Source organism: Brachybacterium sp. AOP29-B2-41, from assembly GCF_052378395.1.
In the GTDB taxonomy this organism is placed as follows: Bacteria; Actinomycetota; Actinomycetes; order Actinomycetales; family Dermabacteraceae; genus Brachybacterium.
In genome coordinates, this window is sequence record NZ_JBQSXR010000007.1 from 115095 (window position 1) to 140256 (window position 25162).

Here is a 25162-nt window from a genome sequence, read left to right on the forward strand (position 1 = left end):
TCTGGGGACGTTCCTGGGGCGCACCCCAGTCAATGCAACAGACGTTTCACGGGTGTTTCGGGCCGGGGTCAGTCCGCGATCAGGGCCTCGAGGCGGAGCAGCGCGATCTGGCGGAGCTGCTCGGCCCGTTCGGCCCGCTCCGCCTCGTCGTCCTGACCGAGGCGGCGCTCGAGCTCGGCGAGCATCTCGGCCTGGCTACGGCCCGCGGCGCGGATCAGGAACACGGTGCCGAAGCGTCGCTCGTAGCGGGCATTGGCGAGGACCCACGCGTCCGGGTCCTCGACCCCGGCCTGCTCGGCGGAGGAGTGCGCCGACTCGGCGGCGCTCAGTCCCGCGGCCCGCTCCCCGATCCGCGGGTGATGGGAGAGCGCGCCGAGAACGTCCTCGGTGCTCCAGGCGCGGGCGCGGGCGGACGCCTCGGCGAGCAGCGACTCCCGGCCGGGGTACGGGCGGGCGGCGATCAGATGCCTCACCCAGCTCTCGATCGGGGCGCAGGCGCGCAGCTGCTCGGCGAGCCCCGCAGGCGGGGCGCTGTTCAGACGGTCCAGGGCGGTGCGCGGTGTCATGCGAATCCTCCTTCGAGGCGGGCGGCGAGGCGGATCAGGGCGAGGTCGCTGCCGGGCGGGCCGACCAGGGTGAGGGCGGTGGGGAGGGCCGGTCCACCGGGAGTCGGCGCGGTGGACAGCGGGACGGCGACGGCGGGCAGCCCGGCGAGACCCGCGAGGCAGGTCAGGCGGAGGGTGCGGGCGCGGTGCCCCTCGAGCACAGGCGAGCCCGCCGCGGCCTCGTGCAGCAGCGGGGCGACGGACGACGCCGCCGGCACCACCAGCACCCCGTCAGCGAGCCGCGCGCTGATCGCGTCGACGGCGCGGGTGCGCACCGCGCGGGCGGCCTCCTCGTCGGCGGGAGTGAGCGAGGCGGCGGCGTCGAAGCGGGCACCGACGTCGGGGGCGAGCGCCTCGCGGTGGGCGCGCACCCACCCGCCGTGGGCGGCCCAGGCCTCCCGCGCCTGGAGCACCCGGAACGCCTCGGCCCAGCTCTCCAGCTCCTCCGGCGCGAGCGGTGCGGCGGCCTCGAGGCGCGCCGCGGCGGACCAGCGGCGCAGCGTGCTGTCCAGGGTTCCGGCGACCTCGCCGTCCAACAGATGCTCGAGGCCCGGGACGGGGCGCAGCACCGGATCCTCGAGCACCGATGCCGGCTCCGGCAGGAGGACGGTCGCGGCACGGGCGAGCAGCGCCGGATCGCGGGTGAGCAGGCCGACGGTGTCGAAGCTCGGCGCGAGCGGGAGCACGCCCTCCCGGGAGACGGCGCCATAGGTGGGACGCAGCCCCCACAGCCCCTGGAAGGCGGCGGGGACCCGGATCGAGCCGCCGGTGTCCGTGCCGAGGCCGATGCTCGCGTGGCCGAGCGACACCGCGGAGGCGGGGCCGGAGGAGGAACCGCCGCTGATCCGGTGCGGGGCACGAGGGTTCGGAGGCGTGCCGTAGTGATGGTTCGTCCCGGCGAGGCTGTAGGCGAGCTCGTCGGTGGCGGCGATTCCGCGCACCTCCGCACCGGCCGCCAGCAGGGTCTGCAGGGCGGCGGCATGGCGCGGCGCGGGGCGGGCCCGGTCGAGCAGGGCGGGGCTTCCGCCGCCGAGCCGCTGTCCCTCGACGGCGATCACGTCCTTGACGGCGATGCTCTCCCCGTCGAGCGACCCCGGTCCCTCGCCGGGCGGGCGCGAGGAGGGGAGCAGCGGATCGCCGACCACCCGCCAGATGCGGCGGTCCAGGGCGGGGGCGGCGACGGCCACGTGGGCAACGGCGACTTTCCAGCCGTCCTCGCCCCGCCGCCACACCTGGGTCTGCTGGCCGCGGCCTCCGCGCAGCAGCTCGGTGGTCGCCACCACGGCGGCGCGCTCCGCGCCGAGGGCGCGCACCTCGAGCGCGACGATCCGCCTCGCCGGCGCCCCGCCGCGCCCGCCGCGGAAGGCGCTGATCGCGTCGTGGCCGCGCAGCAGCCCGGCGGCGTCCCCGCGCAGGGTGTCGGGACCGGGCGCGAACAGCGTGTCGAGCATGGGGAGATCGTCGGCCATGAGTGCGGTCTCGTAGGCCCAGAACGCCTCGAGCAGGCCCGGGATCTCGGGTCCGTGGGCGACAGGTCCGTCGGCCGAGGGCGCGGGGACGGGTGCGGGTGGAGGTGCGGGTGGGGTGGACGGAATGCTCATCGACGGACCTCCGCGAAGTCGGCCGTGCGGATACGGGCGTGCACGCCCTTGACGACGTCCACCACCTGGGAGATGTCGAAGTCGGTGGCGGCGCTGAGATAGGCGTAGGCGTGCTCCGGATCCAGGCCCCAGCGGGCCTGGAGCAGCGCGATCGCGTGGCGCACGCAGTCCTGGACGGCGCGGTCGAGGTCCTCGTCCATGCCGGTGGGGACCAGGTGCTCGGCGGTCTCCGCGAGGGGCCCGGCGATCTCGCCGAACTGTGCGACGGCCTCCTCGCGGGCGATCACGTCCAGCTGTAGCCGGCTGCGGAGGCTGGCCTCCATCGCGGTCAGCGCCACCTCCCCGTCGCCCTGCGCGAAGTGGGGGTCGCCGAGGTAGGCGAGCGCCCCCTCGACCTGCACCGGCAGGTAGAGGGCCGAGCCGGCAGTCAGCAGGTTCAGGTCGATGTTGCCGCCGTGCGCGCCCGGCGGCACCGAGTGCGGGCGCTGCGTGCCGGGAACGGCCACGCCCATGATCCCCAGGAACGGATGCAGTGGGAACCGGATGCTGCGCTCGGCCCCGGCGCGCGGCGCCATGGTCCCGAGCAGGCCGTCGGGTCCGTCCTCGACGCCGGCGAAGACGCTCACCGTGCCCTCGCCGCGCGGATACTCCCCGGGCAGGGCGCCGCGGCCATGGCGGTTGGAGACCACGCCGTAGGGGACACGCGGGGTGTGCTCGAGGATCGTGATCCGCAGCAGGTCGCCGGGGCGGGCTCCGGCGACGTGGATCGGTCCGGTGACCACATGCGGGCCGTCGCGTCCGGGATCGCGGCGGCCGTGTCCGGCGGCGATCGCGATCGCGTCGGGCAGCACCTGTTCGGGGTCGACGCCGTGGGCGGCGAAGAAGGCGAGCGGGTCGCGGCCCTGGTCCTCGAGGATCCCCTCGTGGCTGAGGGTGTCCACGACCACCTCGTCGCCGGGATCGAGGCGCAGCACCGGGGAGTCCGCGGCGCAGGGCAGTCGGCCCCAGACGGTCGTCGCCTCCTCCACGGGGAGATGGACGGCTCCGGGCCCCGGGCCGTCCCCGGGGGCGCCGTCCGGTCGCAGGATCTCGGTGGTCATGCTCCTCCTCAGGTCGCCGCCCACGCTAGCGGCGGGGTTTTACGCGCCTGTTACACGGCTGTGCCGTCGGGGTTTCGCACGATGCATAGCGTCCGAGCCATGACGGACACCTCCTCCCCCGACCTCGCCGCCGCCCCGGAGGCCGCACCCGCCGACGGAACCCCCGTCGGACCCCCGGCGCGCGATCCGCAGCGAACCCACCTGCGCCTGATGCTCACCCTCACCTTCGCCACCGGCATCGTCGATGCCGTCGGCTTCCTGGGGCTGGACCGGGTGTTCACCGCGAACATGACCGGCAACGTGGTGATCCTCGGCATGGCGCTGACCGGGGCGGACGACCTCCCAGTGACCGGGCCCGCGCTGGCCCTGGTCGGCTTCGTGCTGGGCGCGGTCCTGGCCGGCCTCGCCCTCGGCGGCCTCACCGGGGCCTGGTCCGCGATGTGCACCGGCCTGCTCTGCGGCGTCGGGACGCTGGTGATCTGCCTCGGGATCCTGCTGATGCTGTGGGCAGATGCCCCGCACCCGGTGCTGCTGGGGGTGACCGGGGCGCTGGGCCTGGCGATGGGGGCGCAGGCCGCGACCGCCCGGGCGATCGCGGTGAAGGACGTGACCACCGTGGTCATCACCTCCACGATCACGGGCCTGGCGATGGACTCCCGCCTGGCCGGAGGCTCCGGGCCCCTGTGGGCGCGGCGCCTGCTCGCGGTGGCGCTGATGCTGGTCGGCGCGACCGTCGGGGCACTGCTATTGCGGGTGCATGTCGGGGCGGGCCTGGTGCTGGCCGGTCTGATCTGCGCGGTCACCGCGCTGATCGGGCACCGGCGGGGTCGGGTCTGAGATCGGGGTCGGGCGCAGGGCCGGCCTGTGTCAGCGGGCCGCGCGCAGCCCCAGCCGGGCGAGATCCACAGCGGTGTCGAGATCGCTGCCGTCGTCCAGGTCGCGGCAGTCCACGAGGTCCACGCGCCCTGCGTGAGCGCGCAGCCAGTCGCGCGCGCCACGGTCCCCGTGGGCCTGAGCGGCGGCTTCCCGGGCGTCGGCCGCGTCCATCAGCACAGGATGGCGGCGCAGGAGTCTGCCGTCCGGACCGGGATACGCCGCTGCGGTCGCGCGTCCCGGCCGATGCGCCCGGAGCAGCCGACGCACCAGCTCGGCGTCGAGCCCCACCTGATCCACCAATGCGATCAGCAGATGCGGGGCACGGGCGGCGGCCACCCCGGCGCGCAGCGAGACGGAAATGCCGAGCCGCCACAGCGGGCTGTCGACCACCACCGCGCCCGCCTCGCGCGCCACCGCGCCGACCTGATCGCCGTAGGCGCCGACGACCACCACCACGTCCCGGCAGCCGCCCGCGAGCAGGCGCCGCGTCTGCACGGCGACCAGCGGCTCGCCGTCCTTCTGCAGCATCGCCTTGGGACCGCGGCCCAGACGGCGCCCCTCACCGGCGGCAAGCAGCACGGCCGTGGTGTCCGGGAGCTCGCGCTCGTCGGGCGAGGGGCGGGGGCGGGTCTCGGACTGTGACACGGGGGCCTCAGGCGCTCTGCAGCTCGGAGACCGCCAGGTCGAAGCGGTAGCCGACGTTGCGGACCGTGTGGATCGCGGAATCGATGCCGGTGCCGAGCTTCGCGCGGAGGCGACGCACGTGCACGTCCACCGTGCGGGTCCCGCCGAAGTAGTCGTATCCCCACACCTCCTGCAGCAGCTGGGCTCGGGAGAACACCCGTCCCGGGTGCTGGACCAGGTACTTCAGCAGCTCGAACTCCTTGAAGGTCAGCTCGAGCGGCTGCTCGTCCAGGGTGGCGGTATAGCTCGTCTCGTCGATCACCAGGCCGCCCACGGTGATCAGCTCGGGTCCGACCTCGGGGGCGGGCGCGAAGCGGAGGGCGAGGCGCAGCCGGGCGTCGACCTCGGCCGGTCCGGAGGCGGGGAGCAGATAGTCAGCGGCTCCCCAGTCCTGATGCGCGGCGGCCAGGCCGCTCTCGGCCATGATCAGGACGAGCGGCAGGGTGAGCCCGGCCGCCTCGAGTCGGGTCACCATGTGCGGGGCCCAGGTGAGATCCGCGGTCGCGTCGAACACCGCGACGTCGCATTCAGGGGCGCGCTGCAGCTCGGGCTGCGACGCCCCGGCGTAGTGCACGGTGTGCGGCAGGATCGCGAGCGCCCGGAGGACGGGGCGATGCAGGGCGAGGGGTGCCGGGGAGATGTGCAGGACGCGCAGACCGGAATGCGAGGGACGGCTCACCGCGGGACCACCTTCTGGATCAGGACAGGGCGGCTATGAAACGTCCCCGTCGCGTTCCCCCACTCCACCGCAACACTCATTTCATGCCCATGCCGGAGTGCCGCCGAGATCGAATCGTGACCAGCGGTCCATGGGAGGGAAGCTCGGCGGCGGAACCGCCAGGGCGCCCGGGCGGTGGTCTCCGACGCTGCGGTCCTCGCGCTCGGGAGCTCGCGGGTGGCGGTGCCGGGGGCGGGGGACTGCCGCACCGTCAGGTGACAGTTTGACCTGCCCGTGCGGCAGTCCCGCTTCACAAGACCCTGTCAGTCATTGAGAAGTCATCGACGACGGCGTGGGGATCGAGACGTTCTTCCGGCTACTGATCGATCTGGGCGAGGCCGATTCGAATCTGCCGCAGCTGCTGCGCGCCCACTTCGCCTTCGTCAACGGCCTGCTGCTCGGTGAGGAGGGAGAGGACACAGACGGAGAAGACGCTGCGAGAGAGGACGCTGCGCACTGGTTCCGTCTCGTCGCCGGCGGTGCCGTGTTCGGCAATGCCAGCCACGAACGCACCAGCGCGACAGTCGGCGACCTGGTCACCACGGTCACCGCCGACGAGGACGGCTACCGCCTCTCCGGCGAGAAGCACTACTCGACCGGGTCGCTGTTCGCGGACTGGATCAACGTCTCGGCCCGCACCGGATCCGGCGGCCGTGCCCGAGTGACAGTGCGGGCAGACTCCCCCGGCGTCACGCTGCGCGATGACTGGGATGGTTTCGGTCAGACCCTCACCGGCAGCGGCTCCTCGCTGTTCGAGGATGTCGCGGTGCCGGCCAGCCATGTGCGCGAGCGTCTCGAGGGCGGGGACGGAGCGCCGACGCCGCAGACCGCGTTCCTGCAGCTGGTGCTGCTGTCCTCCCTGGTGGGGGTGGGGCGTGCGGCAGTGCGGGACGCGGTCGAGTTCGTGCGCACCCGCACCCGGGTCTACTCCCAGGGCAGCGGCGCGACTGCCGCGGAAGATCCGCTGATCCAGCAGGTGGTGGGCCGGATCTCTGCGCGAGCGGCGACGGCGGAGGCGACGGTGCTGGCCGCGGCCCAGCTCCTCGCGACAGCGCAGTCGGCGACCGACGAAGAGCGTGCTCACCTGATCGACGCGGCGGAGCTGCGCACCATCCAGGCCCAGCTCACCGCCGTGCCCGACGTGCTCGCGGTGACCGCGGAGATGTTCGAGGTGGGTGGGGCGTCCGCGACCTCGACCGCACGGGCGCTGGACCGCCACTGGCGCAACGCCCGCACCCTGGCCTCCCACAACCCGGTGATCTATCAGGAGCGCGCCATCGGCGACCGACTGCTGAACGGGACGGGGCTGGTCTACTTCTGGTCCACGGGCGAGAAGAAGAGCTGACCCTCATGCGCTCCTGCGGGACGCATCCGGATCAGGTCCCACTCACGCCCATCCCTTCTTCGCCGACGTCTTACCCACCCCCGCGTTGAACATGTTCAGCGGATCCAGCCGGCGGAAGTGCTCGACCATCGGATCCGGGGCGGGGTAGATACGGCCGAAGTTGTGCTCGGCGGGCACGGCGGCGCCGCGGTCCACGAGCAGCGCCGTCATCTCCTTCTTCAGCGCCACCGGGTCCACGCCCTTCTTGGCCACGTGGTCCTGGTGCAGCACGTGGCAGAAGAAGTGCCCGAAGTAGACGCTCTCCAGCAGCTGGTCGGCGATCTGTGGGGGCAGCACCTCGAGCCAGTCCTCGTCGTCCCGGCGCAGCGCGACGTCGAAAGTGACCATCGCCGAGGCCTCGCTGCGGTGCATGACGAAGAAGCGGCTGGCGGCGCTGGCCACGCCGAAGCGGATCAGCGTGGCGCTCTGGGCCTCCTCGGCGTCGCACTCGAAGAACGCGCCCTCGTGCTCGGGCGCGGCGAAGAACCCCTCAAGCAGCTGCGCGGTCGCCGCCCGCTGGTTGCCGCTGACCACCAGCAGCAGATGATGGGCGTACCGGTTCCGGTGCTCGACCAGGCGCGGCGGGATCTTCTCCGGCACCAGGGCGAACAGCTTCTGGGAGATCGCGTCGGCCACCGACGGCCCCAGACCCGGCACCTTCGAGAAGACCCCGTTCGCCCAGCCCTTCAGGGCGAACATGCGCACCAGGGTTCGGGAGCCGGCGTGCTTGAGGGAGACGTACGTGTCCTTCCCATATGTCACGGCCAGGTCGAAGGCGTGCGCGCTCATGTACTCCCCGGAGAACGGCAGAGGGGCGTCCGCGGCGAGGAAGGTGCGGCGCAGACCCTCGAGGTCCGCCGGACGGTCGGTGCCGATATAGAAGGTCGCCTTGTCCTTCTCGAGCGGGAACGTGCGGGTGCGCACCGCGAACACCATCAACTTCCCGGCGCAGCCCGAGGCCTCATGGAGGAAGGTCGGGTCGGCGTTGAAGCGGGCCGGGGTGCCGGCGAGCTGGCGCACATGATCGGCATAGGCGGTGCCGGTCGAGTCAGGCGGCGGCGGGGTGACGTCGGCGGCCTCCCACTCGCCTCGCTGCAGCCGGTCCAGGATGTGCGTGGGGTCGGAGCCGAGGTCGATGCCCAGGTGGTTCACCAGCTGGATCTTCCCGTGCTCGTCGACCCGCGCGAAGATCGCCTGCTCGGTGTACGCCGGACCCTTGCGGATCTGGGTGCCGCCGGAATTGTTGGCGATGCCGCCCACCACGGTCGCCCCGATCGAGGTCGAGCCGATCACCGAGTGCGGCTCGCGGCCGTGCTGGGCGAGCGTCTCCTCGAGTGCGAAGAGCGTGGAGCCGGGCAGGCAGATCGCCTCACGGGCGTCGTGGAGCAGATGGATCTGGTCGATCCGCAGGGTGGAGAGGATGACGATGTCGCGGTCGTAGTCCTGGTCGCCGGGCCCGGAGCCGCCGGTGAGCCCGGTGTTGGCGGCCTGGGTGATGACGATCAGGTCGTGGTCCACGCACACCTGCAGGGCCCGCCACATGTCCACCAGCGAGCCCGGGCGCAGCACGGCGAGCACCTCTCCCGCTCCGAAGCGGTCGCCCGTGGCGTACGGGGCGGTGGCGCGCGCCGAGGTGAGGACGTGCTTGCGTCCCATGATCTCGGTGAAGGCCTCGAGTGCTTCCGATCCTCCGTGCGTTCGCCGTGCATGCATATCCGACTGCTCCCTCGCTGCGGTGGGGTCCGACGCGAGGAGCGCCCCGGACCGTCATGGGCTGCAGCCAGCGTAGTCTCCCGGCCGGCTACCCCTTGGGCATCCTGATCAGATCCTCGCTCTCCCTGGCAAAGACGAGGACGAACCCCTGCGGATGCTCGGGCACATAGTCGACGACGACGCCGGGGCCCAGGCCCGCGAGGCCGCTCTTCCACTGCTGGAGCTGGTCAAGATCCTCCTGGGTACCGCACGGGAGCCCATCGCGGCGCAGGCTCTCGCGCTCGAGCATCCGGAACATGTGCCGGCCCCGGTGCTCCTCGCGGACGTCCCAGGGAATGAGGGAGAGTGCCATGGTGATCAGCTCCGTGGAGTCGAGGGTCAGCACCATTGATACTCCACGGGTGTGACAACCGGAGCGGAGATGGTTCCCCGTCCACGCCCGCGCCGTCACGCCCCGCACCAGCTAGGGTGCACGGACATTCCACGACGAGGGAGACTCATGGCAAACCCCATCTTCCTGGCAGAAGAGGCCGACGAGCAGGAGTTCCTCGCCGCCTACGATCCGGCGACGACTCCTACGTACCGCTCGGAAGCGGCCGGGGACACGGTCCTCTTCGGCGCCCTCGTGAACCCCGACCTTGACGCTCGTGTCGCGATCACGAACAGGCTCCTCGATGACGGCGCAGATCCGGGCATCGTTACCCACAGCGGCGTGACGGTCCTGCACGTCCTCCTCACGAACGATGAGTTCGAGCCGGAGCAAGATGCTCAGCTGCTGCGCCGCCTCCTTGCCGGAGGAGCGCCGATCAATCGGATCGATTCGAAGCGCGGTGCCCCGCTCGCCATCCTGTTCGACAACTACATGCTCGAGGACGATGAGGCCGAGCCGCTCTATGAAGCCTTCTTCGAACGCCCCGATCTCAACCTCGACGCACGCGGGAACATGGGACTCCGGACCGTGCGGGAATCGATCGAGATGGCTGCACAGAATCGCCCCCTCCCCCACCGGATGATGCTCGACTACGAGAAGCGGAAGAGCGATCTCCAGGAGTGAGCCGCTGGCGACTCACCAGGTCACACCTCGACGGTGATGCCACCCTCCGCCCGGCTCACGCACGCCATCATCACGTCGCCGCCTCGCATTCGTGCTCCTCACTCCGGCCGTGGCGTGCGCCGGGCTCTTGGCCGTTTCGCAGGTCAACGGGGCGAACGTCATCGAACTCCGGATCCTCGGCCCCCGTGGACGGTTCACCGATCAGCCCCTCGTTCCGAAGGATGCCTGGCTGGAGGGCCTGGTCAATGCCGTCGTGCACCGCAACTACTCGATGGCAGGGGGCCACATCCGCGCGAGCATCTTCCCCTCGCACATCGAGATCGAGAGTCCCGGCCGCTTCCCCGGGCTTGCAGATCCCACCAAACCCCTGGACATCGTCGCGGCAACCGGACACTCCCGCCCCTGGGCGCGCGCGCTGCTCGAAGAGATGCGCGCGAGCGGTGTGGTCCGCTGGGAAGGCAAGGCGCCTCGCGACCCACGTGCTACATGGTCACTCCGATGAGGAGTGGGGTCGCCATCGGCGTCAGCTCGAATCTAATCGCAACTACTCTAAATTTCTTCGAGTAGCTTCGAGCCCGGCGCACGAGCGGCGCAGCCGATCGCGAGGCACGGTGTCAGATCAGCCCGGCAGGAAACGCGACAGCGATGGCAGCCAGGAGATCATCCGAGCGCCAGCATCCCGGCGACCATCACCATCGTCACGGCCACCACCCCGTCGAGCACCCGCCAGGACCTTGCACTCGACAGCACCCGCCCTAACCCTCGAGCTCCAAACCCCAGCGCCGTGAACCAGATCGTGCTGCCAACCACCGCCCCCAGGGCGAACAGCCACGCCTGTGCGCCGTGGGTGGAGGCGATGGAGCCGAGCAGCAGCACGGTGTCGAGGTAGACGTGCGGGTTCAGCCAGGTGAGCGCGAGCGCGGTGGCGACCACGGCGCCGAGCCCGCTCCCGCGCCCTGCCCCGTCGGCCTGCAAGGATTCACCGCCGCGCAGCGCCCGGCGCGCGGCGAGCGCCGCGTAGCCGAGGAGGAAGGCGACGCCGGCCCAGCGCGCTGCGACGACCACCTCGGGCACGGCCCCCACCAGGGCGCCGAGCCCGCCGGCACCGGCCGTGATCAGCACGGCGTCCGAGGCGATGCACACCGCGACCACGGGCAGCACGTGCTCGCGGCGGATGCCCTGTCGGAGCACGAACACGTTCTGGGAGCCGATGGCGATGATGAGGGTGAGGCCGGCGAGGAGGCCGTGCAGTGCAGGGGCCACCTGCTCGACGTTAGAACCACCAGCCATGAAGTACCAGCGAGCATTCCTGCGCCACCTGAAGCTGTGCTTCATCTACGATCGGGGCATGCGCATCGATCCCTCCCTCGCGGAGACGCTTCGCCTCGTCGCCGAGGAGGGCACGCTCGAGGCCGCGGCCCGACGCCAGCACATGACCCCGTCGGCGGTGAGCCAGCGGTTGAAGCTGCTCGAGCAGCAGCTGGGCCAGCGCCTGCTGGTGCGGGCGAAGCCGGTGCGGCTCACTCCTCCCGGCGAAGTCGTGGTGCGTTTCGCCCGCGGCCAGGCGCTCCTCGAGCAGGAGGCGCGGGCGGCGCTCGGGCTCGAGGCGCAGGGCGAGCATCCCCGGATCGGGATCGCGGTGAACTCCGACTCGCTCGCCACCTGGTTCGTGCCGGCGCTTGCGATGTTCGCCCGGGAGCATGACGCACAGCTGGAGCTGCAGCGCGAGGATCAGGACGAGACCGCGCGCCTGCTCACCACTGGGGCTGCCCTCGCGGCCGTGACCTCAGCGCCGTCGGCCCCGCCCGGATATCGCTCCCTGCCGCTGGGCAGCATCGTTTACGTCGCGGTCGCCTCCCCCGAGTGGCGGGAGCGCTGGGCCGGGAGCGCGAGTGGTCCCGTCGGCCCGGACGTCCTCGCCCGGGCTCCGCGGATCGACTACGACGCGACCGATGACCTACAGGCCACGTGGCTGCGCAGGCAGGGCGTGGATCCTGCGCTCGCCCCGCGCCATCTGGTGCCCTCCACCCACGAGCTTGCCGATGCGGTCGTCGCCGGGCTCGGCTGGGGGATGCTGCTGACCATGCAGGCCGAGCCCCTGCTCGCGAGCGGCGAGCTGATCGCGCTCGGCGCGGAGCCGGTCACCTCTGCGCTGTTCTGGCAGGTGGCGAAGACGCCGTCGGCCCTGCTCGAGGCGCTCACGGACGCGGTGCTGGAGACTGCGCGGAGGGAGCTCGTGCTGGGCTGATCGCCCTGCGCCTCACTTGATCCCGGTGCTCGAGATCCCCTGCACGAACTGCCGCTGGAACGCCAGGAACACCACCAGGATCGGCAGCACCGTCACGGTCGCGACTGCCATCACGGCGCCCCACGGGGAGGCGAAGGCCGGGTTGTTCGTGAGCGTGGACAGCGCCACCGGGACGGTGAGGCTCTCGTTGCCCTGCAGCACCACCATCGGCCACAGGAAGTCGTTCCACCGCGCCATGAACGCGAGGATCACGAGCACCCCGATGAACGGCCCGCAGGTGGGCAGCACCACGGAGAAGAAGGCCCGGAACTCTCCGGCGCCGTCCACGCGGGCGGCCTCGACGAGGGCGTTGGGCACGGCGAGCATGAACTGGCGGGCGATGAAGATGCCCACCACGTCGAAGGCCGTGGGCAGGATGACCGCCCAGGGCGAGTCCACGAGCCCCAGCCGCGCCACCACCAGGAACGAGGGCACCAGGGTGACCTGGATGGGGATCATGATGGTGATGAGGAACGCCGTGTACAGCAGGCCCTTGCCCGACGAAGCGATCGGCGATCGCCTGGTACGACTCGAGGTCGGTGGGGATGTTCTACGACGAGAGCCGAAGGTGCTGGGTGCCGGTGTCCTGGCCGCTGCATGCGGCCAGGGCACCGCTCACCGAGATACCGGCGACCGCCAGGATCTGGCGGCGTCCGATCTGCGGGGGTCTCACGAATTCACTCTCCTTTGAGCGACGGACGACGGGGGTGGATCAGTGCTGCTGGAGTCGCTCCGGCAGCCGCTCCGCATGCGCCGCGAGCAGCTCATCCGTCATCGCCCGCGCGTCTTCGAGGGTGAGCAGCGCTGCGGTGAGCGGGTCCAGTGCCACGGCGTGATGGACGTTCTCGATGATCCGCGGCCTGCTGGGCGCGGGGACCGCGCCGGCGACGGTGCGCACGCACCGCCGACGGGCGCGAGTGCTGGATCCGCTCACCCCCGAGGGCTGGACGGGAAGCGTCGAGCCGGTGGAGAGGACGACCACCCTGGCGACGATCGACCTGGACGGCATCGGCACCGGTCTCTACGACTTCACCGACAACCAGTGGTGGAATCCGCTGCGTACGGATCACCTGACCGTGCGCGGCACCCACGGGGAGCTGCGGGACGGGACGCTCGTGCGCATGGCAGATCCCAGGACCGTGGTCACCTCGCGACTGCACCGTGCGGCGACGGGGCGAGGGTTGAACCTCGAGGGCGCGGACACGACGTCCGTGAGCCTCGACGGACAGGTGCTGTTCCGCAGCCTCTTCGGGGGGCGCGCTTCTCCGACGACGAGATCGCCGTGGCGCAGATCGTCGCCGAGAGCGGCAGCTGGGCCCGGCGCGTCACCGCCGGGGCCGACGCCGGGCCGGGTCCGTACCCGCTGGCGGAGGCCTGTCAGGATCAGGCCATCTCCCTGGCGATCGACGCCGCCGAGCCGGCCCCCGTGCGGGTCGAGGCAGAGCCGTGGACGACGTGAGCAGGAGGGGATGGGCACTCCGATCGGGAATCCCCCGGCCCCCGGCACGCCATCACCCGCGTTCATTCCGCGCCACATTCCGGTCGGCGGCTCCGGCGACTCGGTAGATTCCCGTTCGACCGTCCGCCCATCTTCCGAGAGCCGAGCACCGACCATGTCCCAGAACATCCTCACCGAGCGCCTCGACGCCGGCCCCGTCATCTGTGCGGAGGGCTTCCTGTTCGAGCTCGAGCGCCGCGGCTACCTGACCGCCGGAGAATTCGTCCCCGAGGTAGCCCTCGAGCATCCGGAGGCCCTGCGGTCCCTGCACGTGGACTTCCAGCGCGCCGGCTCCGACATCGTCGAGGCGTTCACCTACAACGGCCACCGCGAGAAGATGCGAGTGATCGGCAAGGAGGAGCTGCTGGAGCCGCTGAACCGCTCCGCGCTGCGCATCGCCCGTGAGGTCGCCGACGCGGTGCCCGGGAACCTGATGGCCGGCAACATCTCGAACTCGAACATCTGGGACCCGGCGGACCCCGCCCGGCAGTCCGAGGTGCGCGGCATGTTCGAGGAGATGGTCGGCTGGGCCGTCGAGGAGGGCGCGGACCTCATCATCGGCGAGACCTTCTACTACGCCGGCGAGGCGCTCGCGGCTCTCGAGGTGGCGAAGGCCTCCGGACTGCCCGTGGTGCTCACGCTCGCGCCGATGGCGTTCCAGGAGATGGCCGACGGGGCAGGGATCGTCGAGACCGCCCAACGCCTGGAGCAGGGCGGGGCCGACGTCGTCGGGCTGAACTGCTTCCGGGGCCCGGCGACCCTGATGCCGTGGCTGCGGCAGATCCGCGAGGCGGTCTCCTGTCACGTGGGCGCGCTGCCGATCCCCTACCGGACGACGGAGGCGGAGCCGACGTTCTTCAACCTCTCGGACGTCGCGGCGACCGTGCCCTCCCCGCACGGGCGCACCTTCCCCACGGCCCTGGATCCCCTGCTCGCCAATCGCTACGAGATCCGGGCCTTCGCCGAGGAGGCCTACGCACTCGGCGTGAACTACCTGGGCGTGTGCTGCGGTGCGGCCCCGATCCACATCCGCGAGGTCGCCGAGGCCGTGGGCCGCACCCCGGCGGCCAGCCGGTTCTCCGAGAACATGGCGAATCATTTCATGTACGGCAGCAACGAGCGACTTCCCGAGCACGTGGTGGGGCTCGGCGGTCGCGCCTGACCGGGGGCGGCGTCTGCGCGTCGGGGCCCGCCGTCGGCTCTCGGCGGGCCCGCCCTGCTGCCGGCGCCGCCGGGCGGGTCCTACGCCGCTGCTCGCGCGGCCCGACGGTAGAGCTCGCGCAGATCGCTCCCGGGCTCCCGGATCCACGCCTGCCCCGCGACGTCGAGACAGGCGATGGCACTGGCGACGATGGCGTCAGCAGCGGGCGGCCGTGCGTCGCCGCCGCCCGCCTCGAGCCGGCGCTGGATGTTCGGCACCATGAGCTCCTGCCACTGGAGGTGCTTCTCGATGCTGCGGGCACGGAGCGACGGCGTCCCGTACAGCATCTCCGCTTCCTTCCTCATGGCCTCATCGCCCGGAGCCTGCTCGGCGACCCGCCAGAAAGCCTCCTCGATCGCCTCCCAGGGCGGCACGTCCAGAGGGACCGCCTCGAGTGCCTCCTGCACCTTCGCGCCTTCCCCGGCGAGGTCCCCCAGAACCACATCTTCCTTCGTCCCGAAGTACCGGAAGAAGGAGCGTCTCGAGATGCCTGCGGCGGCAACGATCTGATCGATCGTGGTGTTCTCGAACCCCTGCTGCAGGAACAGCCCCATCGCCGTCCGCGCGATCTCGGCATTCGGCCCGGGCGAGCGCCTGTGGGTGCTCGTCGTAGATCGACCGAATCCCTCCACTTTGGCACCCGTGAAGCTCAGTGGACCGCGGTGACTACTGCCCCCGCCCCGCAGCCGTCCGGATCACCTCGGGATCGATCCGCCGCACCGCCTCCCCTGTCAGGCCGCGCGCGGCGACGTGGTCGCTGTGCAGCGCCTCGATCCTCTCGGCGAAGTTCCGGGCCCAGCGGCCGTTGGAGCGATCGTGCTCGGGAAGGTTTTGGTACGCCTCGGCCGCGGCCTCCTCGAGCAGATCGCCGTCGAACTCCCAGCGCGGGGCGAGGGTCGCCGAGACGATGCGCGCCACCTCCTGCGGGGAGAAGTCGGGGAACTCGATGACCAGCGGGATGCGTGAGCGCAGTCCCGGGTTCGCGGCGAGGAACTCGTCCATCGGCTCGGTGTATCCGGCGAAGATCGCCACGAATCGGTCGCGGTCGCTCTCCAGCCGGGTCATGAGGGTCTCGACGGCGAGCTTGCCGAAGTCGTTCGGTGTGGCCTCGACGGTGAGCTGGTACGCCTCGTCCACGAACAGCACCCCGCCCATCGCCTCGTCCACGGCGGCGGCGGTGCGCTGCTCGGTGTGCCCGATCCACGAGCCCACCAGGCTGCTGCGCTCCACCACCTTGACTTGCGGGGTGGAGAGGACCCCGAGGTTGTGGAACAGCTGCGCGATGAGCCGGGCGACCGTCGTCTTGCCGGTGCCCGGGTTGCCGGAGAACACCATGTGGTAGCTGGGCCGCTGGGTGTCGCCGTCGAGCTCGAGGCGCTGCCGGTCCAGCGCGACCCGGTTGACGAGGCTGCGCACCCAGGTCTTCACCGGGGCGAGGCCCACCATCTGGTCGAGCTCCTCCAGCAGCGCCTCCACGGTGCGCTCCTTGTGCTCGCTGCTGCCGCCACCGATCGCGGCGAGGTCCTCGTCGCGGATGTGAGTGAGGTCCTCCACCGCGGAGCTCGGCGCGGCCATCACGCGGCGCACCATCTCCTTGACCAGGCTCTCGTTGAGGTTCCGCACCCAGCGACCGTTGCTGCGATCGGTGCTGCGCCCGTAGAGCGCGGTGACGGTGCGGCGGTAACGCTCCTCATCGACCACGTAGTCGTTGGAGAGCAGGTCGCGGTACCCGATCTCCGCGATCTGCCGCGGCGAGTAGTCCTCGAAGTCGAACCGGTTGGGGACACGGGACTGCAGGCCGGGGTTCATCCGCAGGAAGTCCTGCATCCGATCCGCATATCCGGCGAAAATCACCACCACGCCGTCGCGATTGTTCTCCATGAAGGTGATCAGCGCATCGACCGCCTCCTGGGCGAACTCGTTGTTCTTCTCCTGGTACAGCGAGTAGGCCTCGTCGATGAACAGCACGCCGCCGCGGGCGGATTCGAGCACGTCCACCGTCTTCTTCGCCGAGGCGCCGATCCGGTCGCTGACCAGGTCACGCCGCCCCACCTCCACGAAAGTGTCGGAGCTGATCGCCCCTGACTCGTGCAGCACCCGGCCCAGCAAGCGGGCGACGGTGGTCTTCCCGGTCCCCGGATTGCCCAGGAACAGGGAGTGCATGCTCATCCCCGTGGTGCGCAGTCCGCTCTGCGCCCGGATCTGGTTGAACCGGACCATCTGGGTGAAGCCCTGAATCTGCTCCTTCACCGTCTCCAGGCCGGTGAGTGCCAGGATCTCGGCGAGCGCGTCCGGCGGCGCCGCGTCGGTCTCGCCGCTGTCGGCGTCGGCCGGGACGGGGTCCCCCGCGCCGACGGAGGCGGGTGCCGGCCCGGCAGGTTCGAGCGCCCCCTCCCCCGCGGCGGCCTCCGCCGTCTCGACGGAGGCCGCGGCCTGGGGCGCGGCCGTGGTGACGCTGCCCTGCGGGGCCGCGGCGGCGGGTTCGTCATCGAGGTATTCGACACCGCGGCCGGTGACCGTGGCCTCCCCGCCGTCCTCGCGCACCACATAGGTGCTCGCTCCCGGCGGTGTGCGGAGCTCGTCGATGCGCAGCTCGGCGGCGCTGGAGTACATCTCGAGCTGCTCGAACTCGGCATCGACCCTCCCCAGATGGACGGTGGCGCCGCCGAGCGCGACCACCTGGCGCTTCTCGTCCTCGTTGTCGTGGAGCGTCACGTCGCCGGTGACATCCGCACCGCTGCCGGCCAGGACCATCAGGGCATCGCAGTTCGTGAGCCGCGCGGTGCCACCGCCGACGACGCGCAACCAACCGAGCGCGCTGTCATCGGCCACGAGATCCGCGCCGTCGACGTCGACCACCCCGCGCTGCTGATCGGACGCCGCCGCCACGGTGCAGCCGGTGAACGTGGCGGAGGCACCCCTGCCCAGGTAGACGGCAGCCAGTTCGGTCCCGTCGGAGGGTTCGAGGAGGACATCCTCGAGGGTGAGGGTGCTCCCCTGCGCGGCCTGGACCGCGTTCGAGGTCGCACGGGCCCGCAGCGTGAGGCCGGAGATCGAGGCCTCGGCATCCTCGTAGGTGGCGAGGCAGCCGTGCAGCACCGTCCGGTCGGAGCCGCTGCCGCGCAGATGCATGCGGATCGACAGCATGGCGCCGACATCGTCGAGGTAGTACTCGCCCGGATCGAGCACGATCGTGTCGCCGGCCTTGACCTTCGGCTGGATCTCCCGCATGAAGGCTCGGGCGGCCGAAAGCGGCCAGTGGACCTCCTTGGGGACGGGAGGGGCATCGGGGTCATGGATCCGCACCGAGGGGCTGTCGCTGCGCACGAGCCCGGCGCCCTTGGCGATGACGAGGTACTCCTCCCCTGCCGGCAGGATCGCCTCGCCGATCTCCAGCGAGCTCTCCTCGCACAGCGCCTCCCACTCCCCACGAGGTGCGTCGAGCCTGCCGATCCGGCACACCGTCTCGCCCTCGAGCACCAGGGAGCGCTTGCCCGGCCCGGGCGCCACCTTGAGAACGTCCGCATCGATCCGGGAGCGGCTCGACGCGATGATCGAGCTGGCCGCCGTGTGGGAGAGCGTCGCAGTGCTGGCGGTGGCCCAGACGTGCCCGAGCGTGGACTGCTCCGCCGTGAACGTGGACCCCGTCTGCAGGGTGATGGTCTGCGCTCCGGGAGCGCCGCGCACCTCGCGCTCTCGCAGGCTGAGCAGGCCGCTCTTGCAGTAGAGCGCCGGGTACTTGCCGGCCGGATCGCCGACGATGATGCAGCGATCGAGCGTGGCCCGCGCACCCGGCTTCGGCATGTGCACGGCGTTCGAGAAGTGCGGCGCGCGCAGGGTGAGGTCGCGGAACGCCGCGTTCCCGGTGACATCGACACGGGTCTGGAGCACCACCTCCGACGGGTCGCTGCCGACGCCCTGGAAGGTCAGGTGGTAGATCGGGATCGTCTCGATCACGTACTCCCCCGGGGCGAGCTGGATCTTGTCCCCCGGCTTCGCGAGGTGCAGCGCCTCGCCCAGGGTCTTCCCGAACATCCCCGACTTCACCTTGATCGTCGCCATCGTCGACGTCCTCCCCCTGGTCGTTTCCGGCACGGGGTCGCACCACTTCCCGTCGACGCCGGCATCGCGTCACCGACGGGTCAAGGCGGTCCCTCCGAGGGCCACCCTAGAGCCGGATGTCGACGCGTGGCGGGGTCTGATCGGATCGCAAGCCAACGGGGTCGCCGCGCCCGCACGCTCTCCCGGTCACAGCTGGCCCTGCTCCTTCGACCCGGCCGGGATCGGGGCCATGCGGGTGACCAGCGTGGGCTTGTCGAGCAGATCCTCGACGTCACCTCGCAGGATGGCCTCCGCCGCGCCGCCGGCGTGGGCACCGGGCTTCTCGCGCAGCTCCGGGCCGATGTCGCTGACCACCACGCCGACGCCCGCAAGCTCCTCGGTGATGGGCCGGGCTGCGAGTCCACCCGATGGATGACATCCAGGGTCGCGAGGCCCGCGAACACCCCACGGGGTCTGGGCTCAGGCACCTCCAGCCGCCTCCCTCCGCTCATCTCCGATACCCGGAGTCCAGATCACTCCGGGTGCTCGTGCCCGGCCAACGCGTCCAGGGCGAGCGTGGAGTGCGCATAGGCTCGTGGGCGACGGCCACCGCGATGAGCTGTTTCGTCTTCCCCGGGAGGGCGCCTTCCTCGAAGACCGCCTTGCTGAACGCCTCGAATGCGTCGTCGATCTTTGGGGCCAGGCGAGGCCCGTCACTGCGGCCGACTATCGTGCGGGGCAGGGCAGTCCTGGTGCTGCCTCGTCCGCTGAATCCGCCCTGGAAGGACGACGCCATGCAGAGTCCCGAGGATGCGGTCCGTGCGACTGCGGCCGAGATCCCGCCCGGACGCGTGATGACCTACGGGGACATCGCCGTGGAGACCGGCCTGCACCCCCGCCAGGTGGGACAGATCGTCGCCCGCATCTCCGGGGAGATCCCCTGGTGGAGAGTCGTCCGCGCCGACGGAACCCCCGCCGCGTGTCACGGCGGCACGGCTCCTTCGCTGCTGGCGCAGGAGCACGTCCCGTTCGTGGGCGACAAGGTGGATCTGCGCAGGCTGCGCGTTCCGCGCTCGAACTGATCCTGATCCGGCTCAGGCCGTAGTCGCGCCCCCATGCTCAGCGCATCCGCAGGATCGTCGCCGGATCAGGCGGGTCTTGACGACCAGCTGCTCCACTGGGAGGGAGTGGTCGTCCAGGCGTGCGAACAGCCGCTCCGTCGCAAGCTCACCGAGCCGAGCCGGATCCTGGCGGACGACAGTCACCGCAGGGTCCAGCAGATCCGCGTGCCCGAAGTCGTCGAAGCCGATCAGTGCGATCTCGTGCTGCTGGCCGCGGCGCTGGAGCGCCCGCACCACGCCGACAGCGATCGCGTTGCGCGCGGCGAACACCGCAGTCGGCGGGTCATCCCCCTCCAGCAGGGCATCCAGGATGCGGGCTGTGTCCTCAGCGGTGGATATCCCGTCGACCACCTGCAGGGAGTCCGCAGGGAGGCCAGCGTCGGCCCAGGCGCTGCGCGCACCGGCGATCCGCTGCGCGGACGTCACCAGGGTCGCCAGATGCGCCAGGACCACGACCCGCCGGTGCCCGTGCTCGATCAGGTGCGTGACGGAATCGCGGGCTCCGATCTCGTTGTCGACCATGAGCGTGTCGATGGAGATGCCCTTCGGCGGGCGGTCCACGGCGATCACCGGTGTGCCGAGGTCGAGCTCGTGCTGCAGGTAGGAGAGGTCGCCGCTCGAGGGCATGAGCACGAGCCCGTCGACCCTCCGTGCCAGGAGCGTGACGGCGCGCTGGCGCTCACGATCGGCGTCCTCGTCGGTGCTCGAGGAGAACACGCTGACGCGGCGCTCCTGGGCGGCGTCCTCGACGGCGCGGTGCAGCTTCGCATCGAACTCGTTGTCGACGCTCGCGACGAGGAGCCCGATGCTGTCGGTGCGCCCCGCGGCACGGCGGAGGTTCCCGGCAGCCATATCGCGCCGGTAGTTCAGTTCAGCGGCGGCTCTGCGGACCTTCGCCGCCGTCTGGTCGGAGACCCCGGCTTCGTCGTTGACCACCCGGGAGACGGTCTTGAAGCCCACCCCGGCACGTGCCGCGACGTCCTTCATGGTGGCGCGCTACTTCGTCATGCCGTCTCTTCCGAACCGCAGCACGGGGTGGTGGCCCCGAGGCGACGAGCCCCGGGGCCACCAGCGTGTCCTGTCTCAGCCTTCGAGGAGCGCGAGACGGTCGGGATCGTCTGCGAAGATCTCCTCCGCGTTCGCCTCGGTGACGACGATCGGATCCAGTGCATAGATCGGCACGTCGATCACGCCGTTGTTCTCCGACTCCTCGGTCGCCGGAGCCTCCTCACCCTTCTGGAAAGCGGTGATGATCTCGACGGTCTTGGCCACGAGGTCCTTCGTCGGCTTGTGCACGGTCGAGTACTGCTCGCCGGCCCAGATCGACTTGATGGACTCAGTCTCAGCGTCGAGGCCGTCGACCACCGGGATGTCCTGGCCGGCACCCTTGCACGAGGTGATGATCGCGCGGGCGATGCCGTCGTTCGGGGAGAGCACGCCGTCCACGGGCTTGTCCGAGTAGTTCGCGGCGAGCAGCGAGTCCATGCGGGACTGGGCCTTGCCGTTGTCCCAGTCCTGGGTCGCGACCTGCTGGAAGTCCGTCTGCCCGGAGACGACCACGAGCGTGCCGTCGTCGATCTTCGGCTGGAGGACCGACATCGCGCCCTCGAAGAAGTTCGGGGCATTCGGATCGGCGGGACCGCCGCCGAACAGCTCGATGTTGTACGGGCCTTCGCCCTTGCGCTCGGCGAGGCCGTCGAGGAGGGACTGGCCCTGCAGCTCACCGGTGCGGATGCTGCCGAACTGCACCACACCGTCAACGGCGTCGGTGTTCTCGATCAGACGGTCGTAGCCGATGATCCGCACGCCGGCATCCTTCGCCGCCTTCAGCGCGCTGCCCAGCTGGGTGCCGTCGATGGGGCCGACGACGATCGCCTTCGCGCCCTGCTGGACCATCGCCTCGATCTGCTGCTGCTGCTGCGGCACCTTGTTGTCCGCCGCCTGGATCAGCGGGGTGAAGCCGGCGCTCTTGAGCTGCTCCTCGAACATGGCCTGGGCCTCGGCCCAGTTCTGCGTCCCGAGCCACGGCAGGGACACACCGACGGTGGCGTCGGCGGCGAAGCCGCTGCCGGCCTCTTCCCCGCCTGCCGCCTCGCCGCCGCTGCGGCCCTCGCCGCAGGCTGCCAGGAGCAGTGCACCAGCCGCGGCTGCGCCGCCGAGCGTGAAAGTCCTTCTCTTCATGATTTCTCCTCAGGTGATGTGGAGGCCCGCCATCGGGCTCCAGGGTGGGTTGAGTGGGTCAGGTGGGTTCAGTGGCGGGCGCCGCGGGCAGGATCCCGACTGTGGGAGCGTGCCCGGGTGCTGGAGCGTGCCCGGGTGCCGAAGGGTCAGTTCTTGGCAGTTCCCGGCGCGGTCGGCGCGGTCGGCGCGATCTGCGTCGAGTCGGTGGTGCTCTCCGACGTCTTCCGGTCGCCGAAGAGCCGGCCGGTGATCGAGGGGCGGCCCTGCTGCTTGTTGTAGACGTCGAACGCGACGGCGGCGAGGAGCACGAGGCCCTTGATCACCTGCGTCTTGTCCTGGCCCACGCCCATCAGGAACAGTCCCGAGTTCAAGGTGGCCATGACGAGCCCGCCGATCATGGTCGCCGCCACGGTGCCGATCCCGCCGGAGACCGCGGCCCCGCCGATGAACACGGCCGCGATCGCGTCGAGCTCCCACATGTTGCCGTCGGTGGGTCCGGCGGAGGTCGCACGGGCGACGAAGAGGATGCCCGCGAGCGCCGCGAGGAACGACATGTTCATCATGACGAAGAAGTGCACCTTGGCGACGCTCACGCCCGAGAGCGCGGCGGCCTGCTTGTTGCCGCCGACCGCGTAGATGTGACGACCGAACGTGGTGCGCTGCGTGATGACGTGGTAGATGATCACGAGGAAGACGAGGATCAGGCCGGGCACCGGGAAGGACGTGCCGGGACGGCCGCTGCCGAACAGGTACGTGACGTAGCCGAGGACAGCGCCGACCAGCACCAGGCGGATGATCACCGCGGTGAAGTTCAGTCCGGTCTCGCCATCGGCGACGCGCTGGCGGTGCGTGCTGATCTGGCTCCAGGCGTAGAAGGCGATCGCGAGGATGCCGAGCAGCAGCGTCGAGTTGTTGAGGTTAGTGAAGGCCGGGCCCCACTCGGGCAGGTAGCCCGCGCCGAGCACGTTCAGCTCCGGCGGCACGGGAACGCTGACGGAGCCGCTGAGCCAGATCACGCCGCCGCGGAAGATCATCATCCCGGCGAGGGTCGTGATGAATCCGGGGATGCCGATCTTCGCGAGCCAGAAGCCGTGCCAGGCGCCGATCGCGACGCCCACCACCAGGCCGGTGAGCAGCGCCGCCCACCAAGGGAAGCTGAGGTCGCGGGCGGACAGCGCCACGCACATCCCGACGAAGCCGGCGACGGAGCCGACGGACAGGTCGATGTGGCCGATGACGATGACCATGACCATGCCGATCGCGAGGATCAGCACGTAGGCGTTGCCGGCGATGAGGTTCTGCATGTTCCCCGGCGTCAGCATGTTGCCGCCGGAGGCGATGTGGAACCCGAGGAGTAGTGCCACAAGGGCGAAGACCATCGTGAACTGACGGAAATCCGTCCCGAAAATCTGCTTCACAGCATTCATGAGTGTGCTCTCTCGTTACTGCGTCGGTCAGGCGGCGGAGCCGACGGTGGTGGTCATCATGCGCATGAGCGTTTCCTGATCGGCCTCGGAGCGGGGCACCTCACCGGTGATGCGCCCTTCGCAGATCGTGTAGATCCGGTCGCAGATCCCCAGGATCTCGGGCAGCTCGGAGGAGATGACGATGACCGCCTTGCCCTGATCAGCGAGCTCCTGGATGAGTTTGTAGATCTCGAACTTCGCTCCCACGTCGATCCCACGGGTCGGTTCGTCCAGGATCAGCACCTCGGGTTCGGGGAACAGCCATTTGGCCAGGACGACCTTCTGCTGGTTGCCTCCCGAGAGGGTCGCGACGCCGACGTCGATGCCGGGGGTCTTGATGCGCAGCGACTTGCGGTACCGCTCGGCGACTGCGCGCTCCTTCGACCCGTCGATCAGCCCGCGCCGCACGACGGCCGGCAGGTTCGCGGAGACGATGGTCTGCTTGATGTTGTCCAGGAGGTTCAGGCCGAGCAGCTTGCGGTCCTCGGAGACATAGGCGAGGCGGTGACGGATCGCGTCCCGCACGGTGTTCAGCACGACGGGCTCGCCGTGGAGGAACAGCTGACCGGAGCGGTGGATGCCGTAGGAGCGACCGAACAGCGAGCGTGCGAGCTCGGTGCGGCCGGCTCCCATGAGTCCGGCGAAGCCCACGATCTCTCCGCGGCGCGCGACGAAGCTCTCGTCATCGCACACGAGCTTGCCGGGCACGTTCGGATGCTCCACGGTCCAGCCCTTCACCTCGATGATCGTCTCACCGCCGGTGTTCGGCTCGTGCTCGGGGTAGCGGTTGTCGAGCGAGCGGCCCACCATCGCGCGGATGATGCGGTCCTCGTCGACATGGCCCGCCTCGACCGCGTAGGTCTCGACCGTGCGGCCGTCGCGGATCACGGTGACCGCATCGGAGACGGCGGCGATCTCGTTGAGCTTGTGGGAGATCATGATCGACGTGATCCCGCGGCCCTTGAGACCCTTCATCAGCAGGAGCAGGTTCTCCGAGTCGTCCTCGTTCAGCGCGGACGTGGGCTCATCCAGGATCAGCAGCTTGACGTTCTTCGACAGCGCTTTCGCGATCTCGACCAGCTGCTGCTGGCCCACGCCCAGGTACTTCACCGCCATGTCCGGGTCGACGTCGAGGCCCACGCGAGCGAGCAGGTCGCGGCAGCGGCGCCGGGCTTCGCGCCGGTCGATGAGACCACCGTCGACGATCTCGTTGCCGAGGAAGATGTTCTCGGTGACGGAGAGCTCGGGGATGAGGGCGAGCTCCTGGTGGATGATGACGATGCCGGCGCTCTCCGAGGACTTGATGTCCTTGAACGCCATCTCCTCGCCCTCGAACACGATCTGCCCGCCGTAGGTGCCGTGGGAGTACACGCCGGACAGCACCTTCATGAGCGTCGACTTCCCGGCGCCGTTCTCCCCGCAGATCGCGTGGATGTCGCCGCGGCGGACGGTCATCGTGACGTCGTCGAGCGCGCGGACCCCCGGGAACAGCTTGGTGATGTTCCGCATCTCGAGAACTGCGTGCGGATCGACCATCTCTACCTCCGACTCCTCATTGAGTGCCACCGTGCGGTGGCGTTGCCGTCCCGATGATGCTGGGACGCGGCTGCCCTCACACCGGGAAGACAACGT

At 70.5% G+C, this 25162-nt stretch carries 26 protein-coding genes; 8 read left to right on the plus strand and 18 right to left on the minus strand.

Features of this window, described 5'->3' with window-relative positions; genetic code table 11:
* Positions 1 to 68 precede the first annotated feature (68 nt).
* From uraD to ACT3T9_RS08910, 3 genes are read right to left on the minus strand one after another with little or no spacing between them, the layout of a single operon-like run.
* On the minus strand, positions 69 to 566 hold the full coding sequence (gene uraD / locus ACT3T9_RS08900; protein ID WP_444606363.1) for a 2-oxo-4-hydroxy-4-carboxy-5-ureidoimidazoline decarboxylase: 498 nt from the start codon (positions 564 to 566) through the stop codon (positions 69 to 71).
* Positions 563 to 2206 carry an AtzH-like domain-containing protein gene (locus tag ACT3T9_RS08905; RefSeq protein ID WP_444606364.1) on the minus strand — a complete coding sequence of 548 codons (1644 nt, stop codon included), beginning with the start codon at positions 2204 to 2206 and terminating at the stop codon, positions 563 to 565. The genes uraD and ACT3T9_RS08905 overlap by 4 nt, the downstream gene beginning before the upstream one ends.
* The gene (locus tag ACT3T9_RS08910; RefSeq protein ID WP_444601229.1) at positions 2203 to 3306 is read right to left on the minus strand and encodes an acetamidase/formamidase family protein; all 1104 of its coding nucleotides are present in this window, start codon (positions 3304 to 3306) and stop codon (positions 2203 to 2205) included. Before ACT3T9_RS08910 ends, ACT3T9_RS08905 begins: the two co-directional genes overlap by 4 nt.
* Before the next feature lie 99 nt (positions 3307 to 3405).
* On the opposite strand from ACT3T9_RS08910, the gene ACT3T9_RS08915 reads away from it, so the two are divergent.
* Entirely contained in the window at positions 3406 to 4143 is a 738-nt protein-coding gene (locus tag ACT3T9_RS08915; RefSeq protein ID WP_444606365.1) for a YoaK family protein, read from the plus strand.
* Positions 4144 to 4173: 30 nt separating this feature from the next.
* Here ACT3T9_RS08915 and ACT3T9_RS08920 read toward each other — a convergent pair whose 3' ends face one another.
* Both ACT3T9_RS08920 and ACT3T9_RS08925 read right to left on the minus strand, forming a co-directional pair.
* Positions 4174 to 4827, minus strand: coding sequence for a nucleotidyltransferase family protein (locus ACT3T9_RS08920; protein WP_444601227.1), 654 nt, complete (start codon positions 4825 to 4827; stop codon positions 4174 to 4176).
* 7 nt (positions 4828 to 4834) lie between these two features.
* Positions 4835 to 5545 (minus strand): winged helix-turn-helix domain-containing protein, encoded by a 711-nt coding sequence (locus tag ACT3T9_RS08925; protein ID WP_444601226.1) that lies wholly within the window; start codon positions 5543 to 5545, stop codon positions 4835 to 4837.
* Positions 5546 to 5876: 331 nt separating this feature from the next.
* On the opposite strand from ACT3T9_RS08925, the gene ACT3T9_RS08930 reads away from it, so the two are divergent.
* Positions 5877 to 6929 carry an acyl-CoA dehydrogenase family protein gene (locus ACT3T9_RS08930; RefSeq protein ID WP_444606366.1) on the plus strand — a complete coding sequence of 351 codons (1053 nt, stop codon included), beginning with the start codon at positions 5877 to 5879 and terminating at the stop codon, positions 6927 to 6929.
* Positions 6930 to 6971: 42 nt separating this feature from the next.
* On the opposite strand, the gene dld is transcribed toward ACT3T9_RS08930, so the two are convergent.
* Both dld and ACT3T9_RS08940 read right to left on the minus strand, forming a co-directional pair.
* Positions 6972 to 8681, minus strand: a complete 1710-nt coding sequence (gene dld, locus ACT3T9_RS08935; protein WP_444606367.1) for a D-lactate dehydrogenase — start codon at positions 8679 to 8681, stop codon at positions 6972 to 6974.
* A gap of 88 nt (positions 8682 to 8769) precedes the next feature.
* Complete coding sequence (locus tag ACT3T9_RS08940) at positions 8770 to 9069, minus strand: hypothetical protein (RefSeq protein WP_444606368.1); 300 nt, start codon at positions 9067 to 9069, stop codon at positions 8770 to 8772.
* Between the two features lie 111 nt (positions 9070 to 9180).
* Here ACT3T9_RS08940 and ACT3T9_RS08945 point away from each other — a divergent pair, with 111 nt between their 5' ends.
* A complete protein-coding gene (locus ACT3T9_RS08945) occupies positions 9181 to 9735 on the plus strand; it encodes a hypothetical protein (protein ID WP_345081266.1) in 555 nt (184 codons plus the stop codon).
* Between the two features lie 127 nt (positions 9736 to 9862).
* Positions 9863 to 10237, plus strand: a complete 375-nt coding sequence (locus ACT3T9_RS08950) for a hypothetical protein (protein ID WP_345081268.1) — start codon at positions 9863 to 9865, stop codon at positions 10235 to 10237.
* Between the two features lie 158 nt (positions 10238 to 10395).
* Here ACT3T9_RS08950 and ACT3T9_RS08955 read toward each other — a convergent pair whose 3' ends face one another.
* Positions 10396 to 10998 carry a LysE/ArgO family amino acid transporter gene (locus ACT3T9_RS08955; protein ID WP_444606369.1) on the minus strand — a complete coding sequence of 201 codons (603 nt, stop codon included), beginning with the start codon at positions 10996 to 10998 and terminating at the stop codon, positions 10396 to 10398.
* An 85-nt stretch (positions 10999 to 11083) separates the two neighbouring features.
* Between ACT3T9_RS08955 and ACT3T9_RS08960 the strand changes: the two genes are divergently transcribed.
* On the plus strand, positions 11084 to 11983 hold the full coding sequence (locus tag ACT3T9_RS08960) for an ArgP/LysG family DNA-binding transcriptional regulator (protein ID WP_444606370.1): 900 nt from the start codon (positions 11084 to 11086) through the stop codon (positions 11981 to 11983).
* A gap of 12 nt (positions 11984 to 11995) precedes the next feature.
* Here the strand turns inward: ACT3T9_RS08960 and ACT3T9_RS08965 are convergent, their stop codons facing one another.
* From ACT3T9_RS08965 to ACT3T9_RS08975, 3 genes are all read right to left on the minus strand, one after another.
* Positions 11996 to 12481, minus strand: coding sequence for a carbohydrate ABC transporter permease (locus tag ACT3T9_RS08965; protein WP_444606371.1), 486 nt, complete (start codon positions 12479 to 12481; stop codon positions 11996 to 11998).
* Positions 12482 to 12572: 91 nt separating this feature from the next.
* Complete coding sequence (locus ACT3T9_RS08970) at positions 12573 to 12695, minus strand: hypothetical protein (RefSeq protein ID WP_444606372.1); 123 nt, start codon at positions 12693 to 12695, stop codon at positions 12573 to 12575.
* A gap of 39 nt (positions 12696 to 12734) precedes the next feature.
* Positions 12735 to 13031, minus strand: coding sequence for a hypothetical protein (locus tag ACT3T9_RS08975; protein WP_444606373.1), 297 nt, complete (start codon positions 13029 to 13031; stop codon positions 12735 to 12737).
* Between the two features lie 273 nt (positions 13032 to 13304).
* Here ACT3T9_RS08975 and ACT3T9_RS08980 point away from each other — a divergent pair, with 273 nt between their 5' ends.
* Together ACT3T9_RS08980 and ACT3T9_RS08985 are read left to right on the plus strand one after the other, a co-directional pair.
* On the plus strand, positions 13305 to 13481 hold the full coding sequence (locus ACT3T9_RS08980; protein WP_444606374.1) for a hypothetical protein: 177 nt from the start codon (positions 13305 to 13307) through the stop codon (positions 13479 to 13481).
* A 154-nt stretch (positions 13482 to 13635) separates the two neighbouring features.
* Positions 13636 to 14682, plus strand: coding sequence for a homocysteine S-methyltransferase family protein (locus ACT3T9_RS08985; protein ID WP_444606375.1), 1047 nt, complete (start codon positions 13636 to 13638; stop codon positions 14680 to 14682).
* 80 nt (positions 14683 to 14762) lie between these two features.
* Here ACT3T9_RS08985 and ACT3T9_RS08990 read toward each other — a convergent pair whose 3' ends face one another.
* The 3 genes from ACT3T9_RS08990 to ACT3T9_RS09000 form a co-directional block, all read right to left on the minus strand.
* Complete coding sequence (locus tag ACT3T9_RS08990) at positions 14763 to 15275, minus strand: TetR/AcrR family transcriptional regulator (protein ID WP_444606376.1); 513 nt, start codon at positions 15273 to 15275, stop codon at positions 14763 to 14765.
* A gap of 112 nt (positions 15276 to 15387) precedes the next feature.
* A complete protein-coding gene (locus ACT3T9_RS08995; RefSeq protein ID WP_444606377.1) occupies positions 15388 to 18783 on the minus strand; it encodes an AAA family ATPase in 3396 nt (1131 codons plus the stop codon).
* Positions 18784 to 18969: 186 nt separating this feature from the next.
* On the minus strand, positions 18970 to 19140 hold the full coding sequence (locus ACT3T9_RS09000; RefSeq protein WP_444606378.1) for a hypothetical protein: 171 nt from the start codon (positions 19138 to 19140) through the stop codon (positions 18970 to 18972).
* Between the two features lie 416 nt (positions 19141 to 19556).
* Here ACT3T9_RS09000 and ACT3T9_RS09005 point away from each other — a divergent pair, with 416 nt between their 5' ends.
* On the plus strand, positions 19557 to 19844 hold the full coding sequence (locus tag ACT3T9_RS09005) for an MGMT family protein (protein WP_444606379.1): 288 nt from the start codon (positions 19557 to 19559) through the stop codon (positions 19842 to 19844).
* A 12-nt stretch (positions 19845 to 19856) separates the two neighbouring features.
* Here the strand turns inward: ACT3T9_RS09005 and ACT3T9_RS09010 are convergent, their stop codons facing one another.
* The 4 genes from ACT3T9_RS09010 to ACT3T9_RS09025 all read right to left on the minus strand — a co-directional run bounded on the left by ACT3T9_RS09010 (position 19857) and on the right by ACT3T9_RS09025 (position 25066).
* Entirely contained in the window at positions 19857 to 20870 is a 1014-nt protein-coding gene (locus ACT3T9_RS09010) for a LacI family DNA-binding transcriptional regulator (protein ID WP_444606380.1), read from the minus strand.
* Positions 20871 to 20966: 96 nt separating this feature from the next.
* The gene (locus ACT3T9_RS09015) at positions 20967 to 22064 is read right to left on the minus strand and encodes a substrate-binding domain-containing protein (protein ID WP_444606381.1); all 1098 of its coding nucleotides are present in this window, start codon (positions 22062 to 22064) and stop codon (positions 20967 to 20969) included.
* Positions 22065 to 22210: 146 nt separating this feature from the next.
* Positions 22211 to 23491, minus strand: coding sequence for a sugar ABC transporter permease (locus tag ACT3T9_RS09020; RefSeq protein WP_444606382.1), 1281 nt, complete (start codon positions 23489 to 23491; stop codon positions 22211 to 22213).
* Between the two features lie 27 nt (positions 23492 to 23518).
* The gene (locus tag ACT3T9_RS09025; RefSeq protein ID WP_444606383.1) at positions 23519 to 25066 is read right to left on the minus strand and encodes an ATP-binding cassette domain-containing protein; all 1548 of its coding nucleotides are present in this window, start codon (positions 25064 to 25066) and stop codon (positions 23519 to 23521) included.
* Positions 25067 to 25162 lie beyond the last annotated feature (96 nt).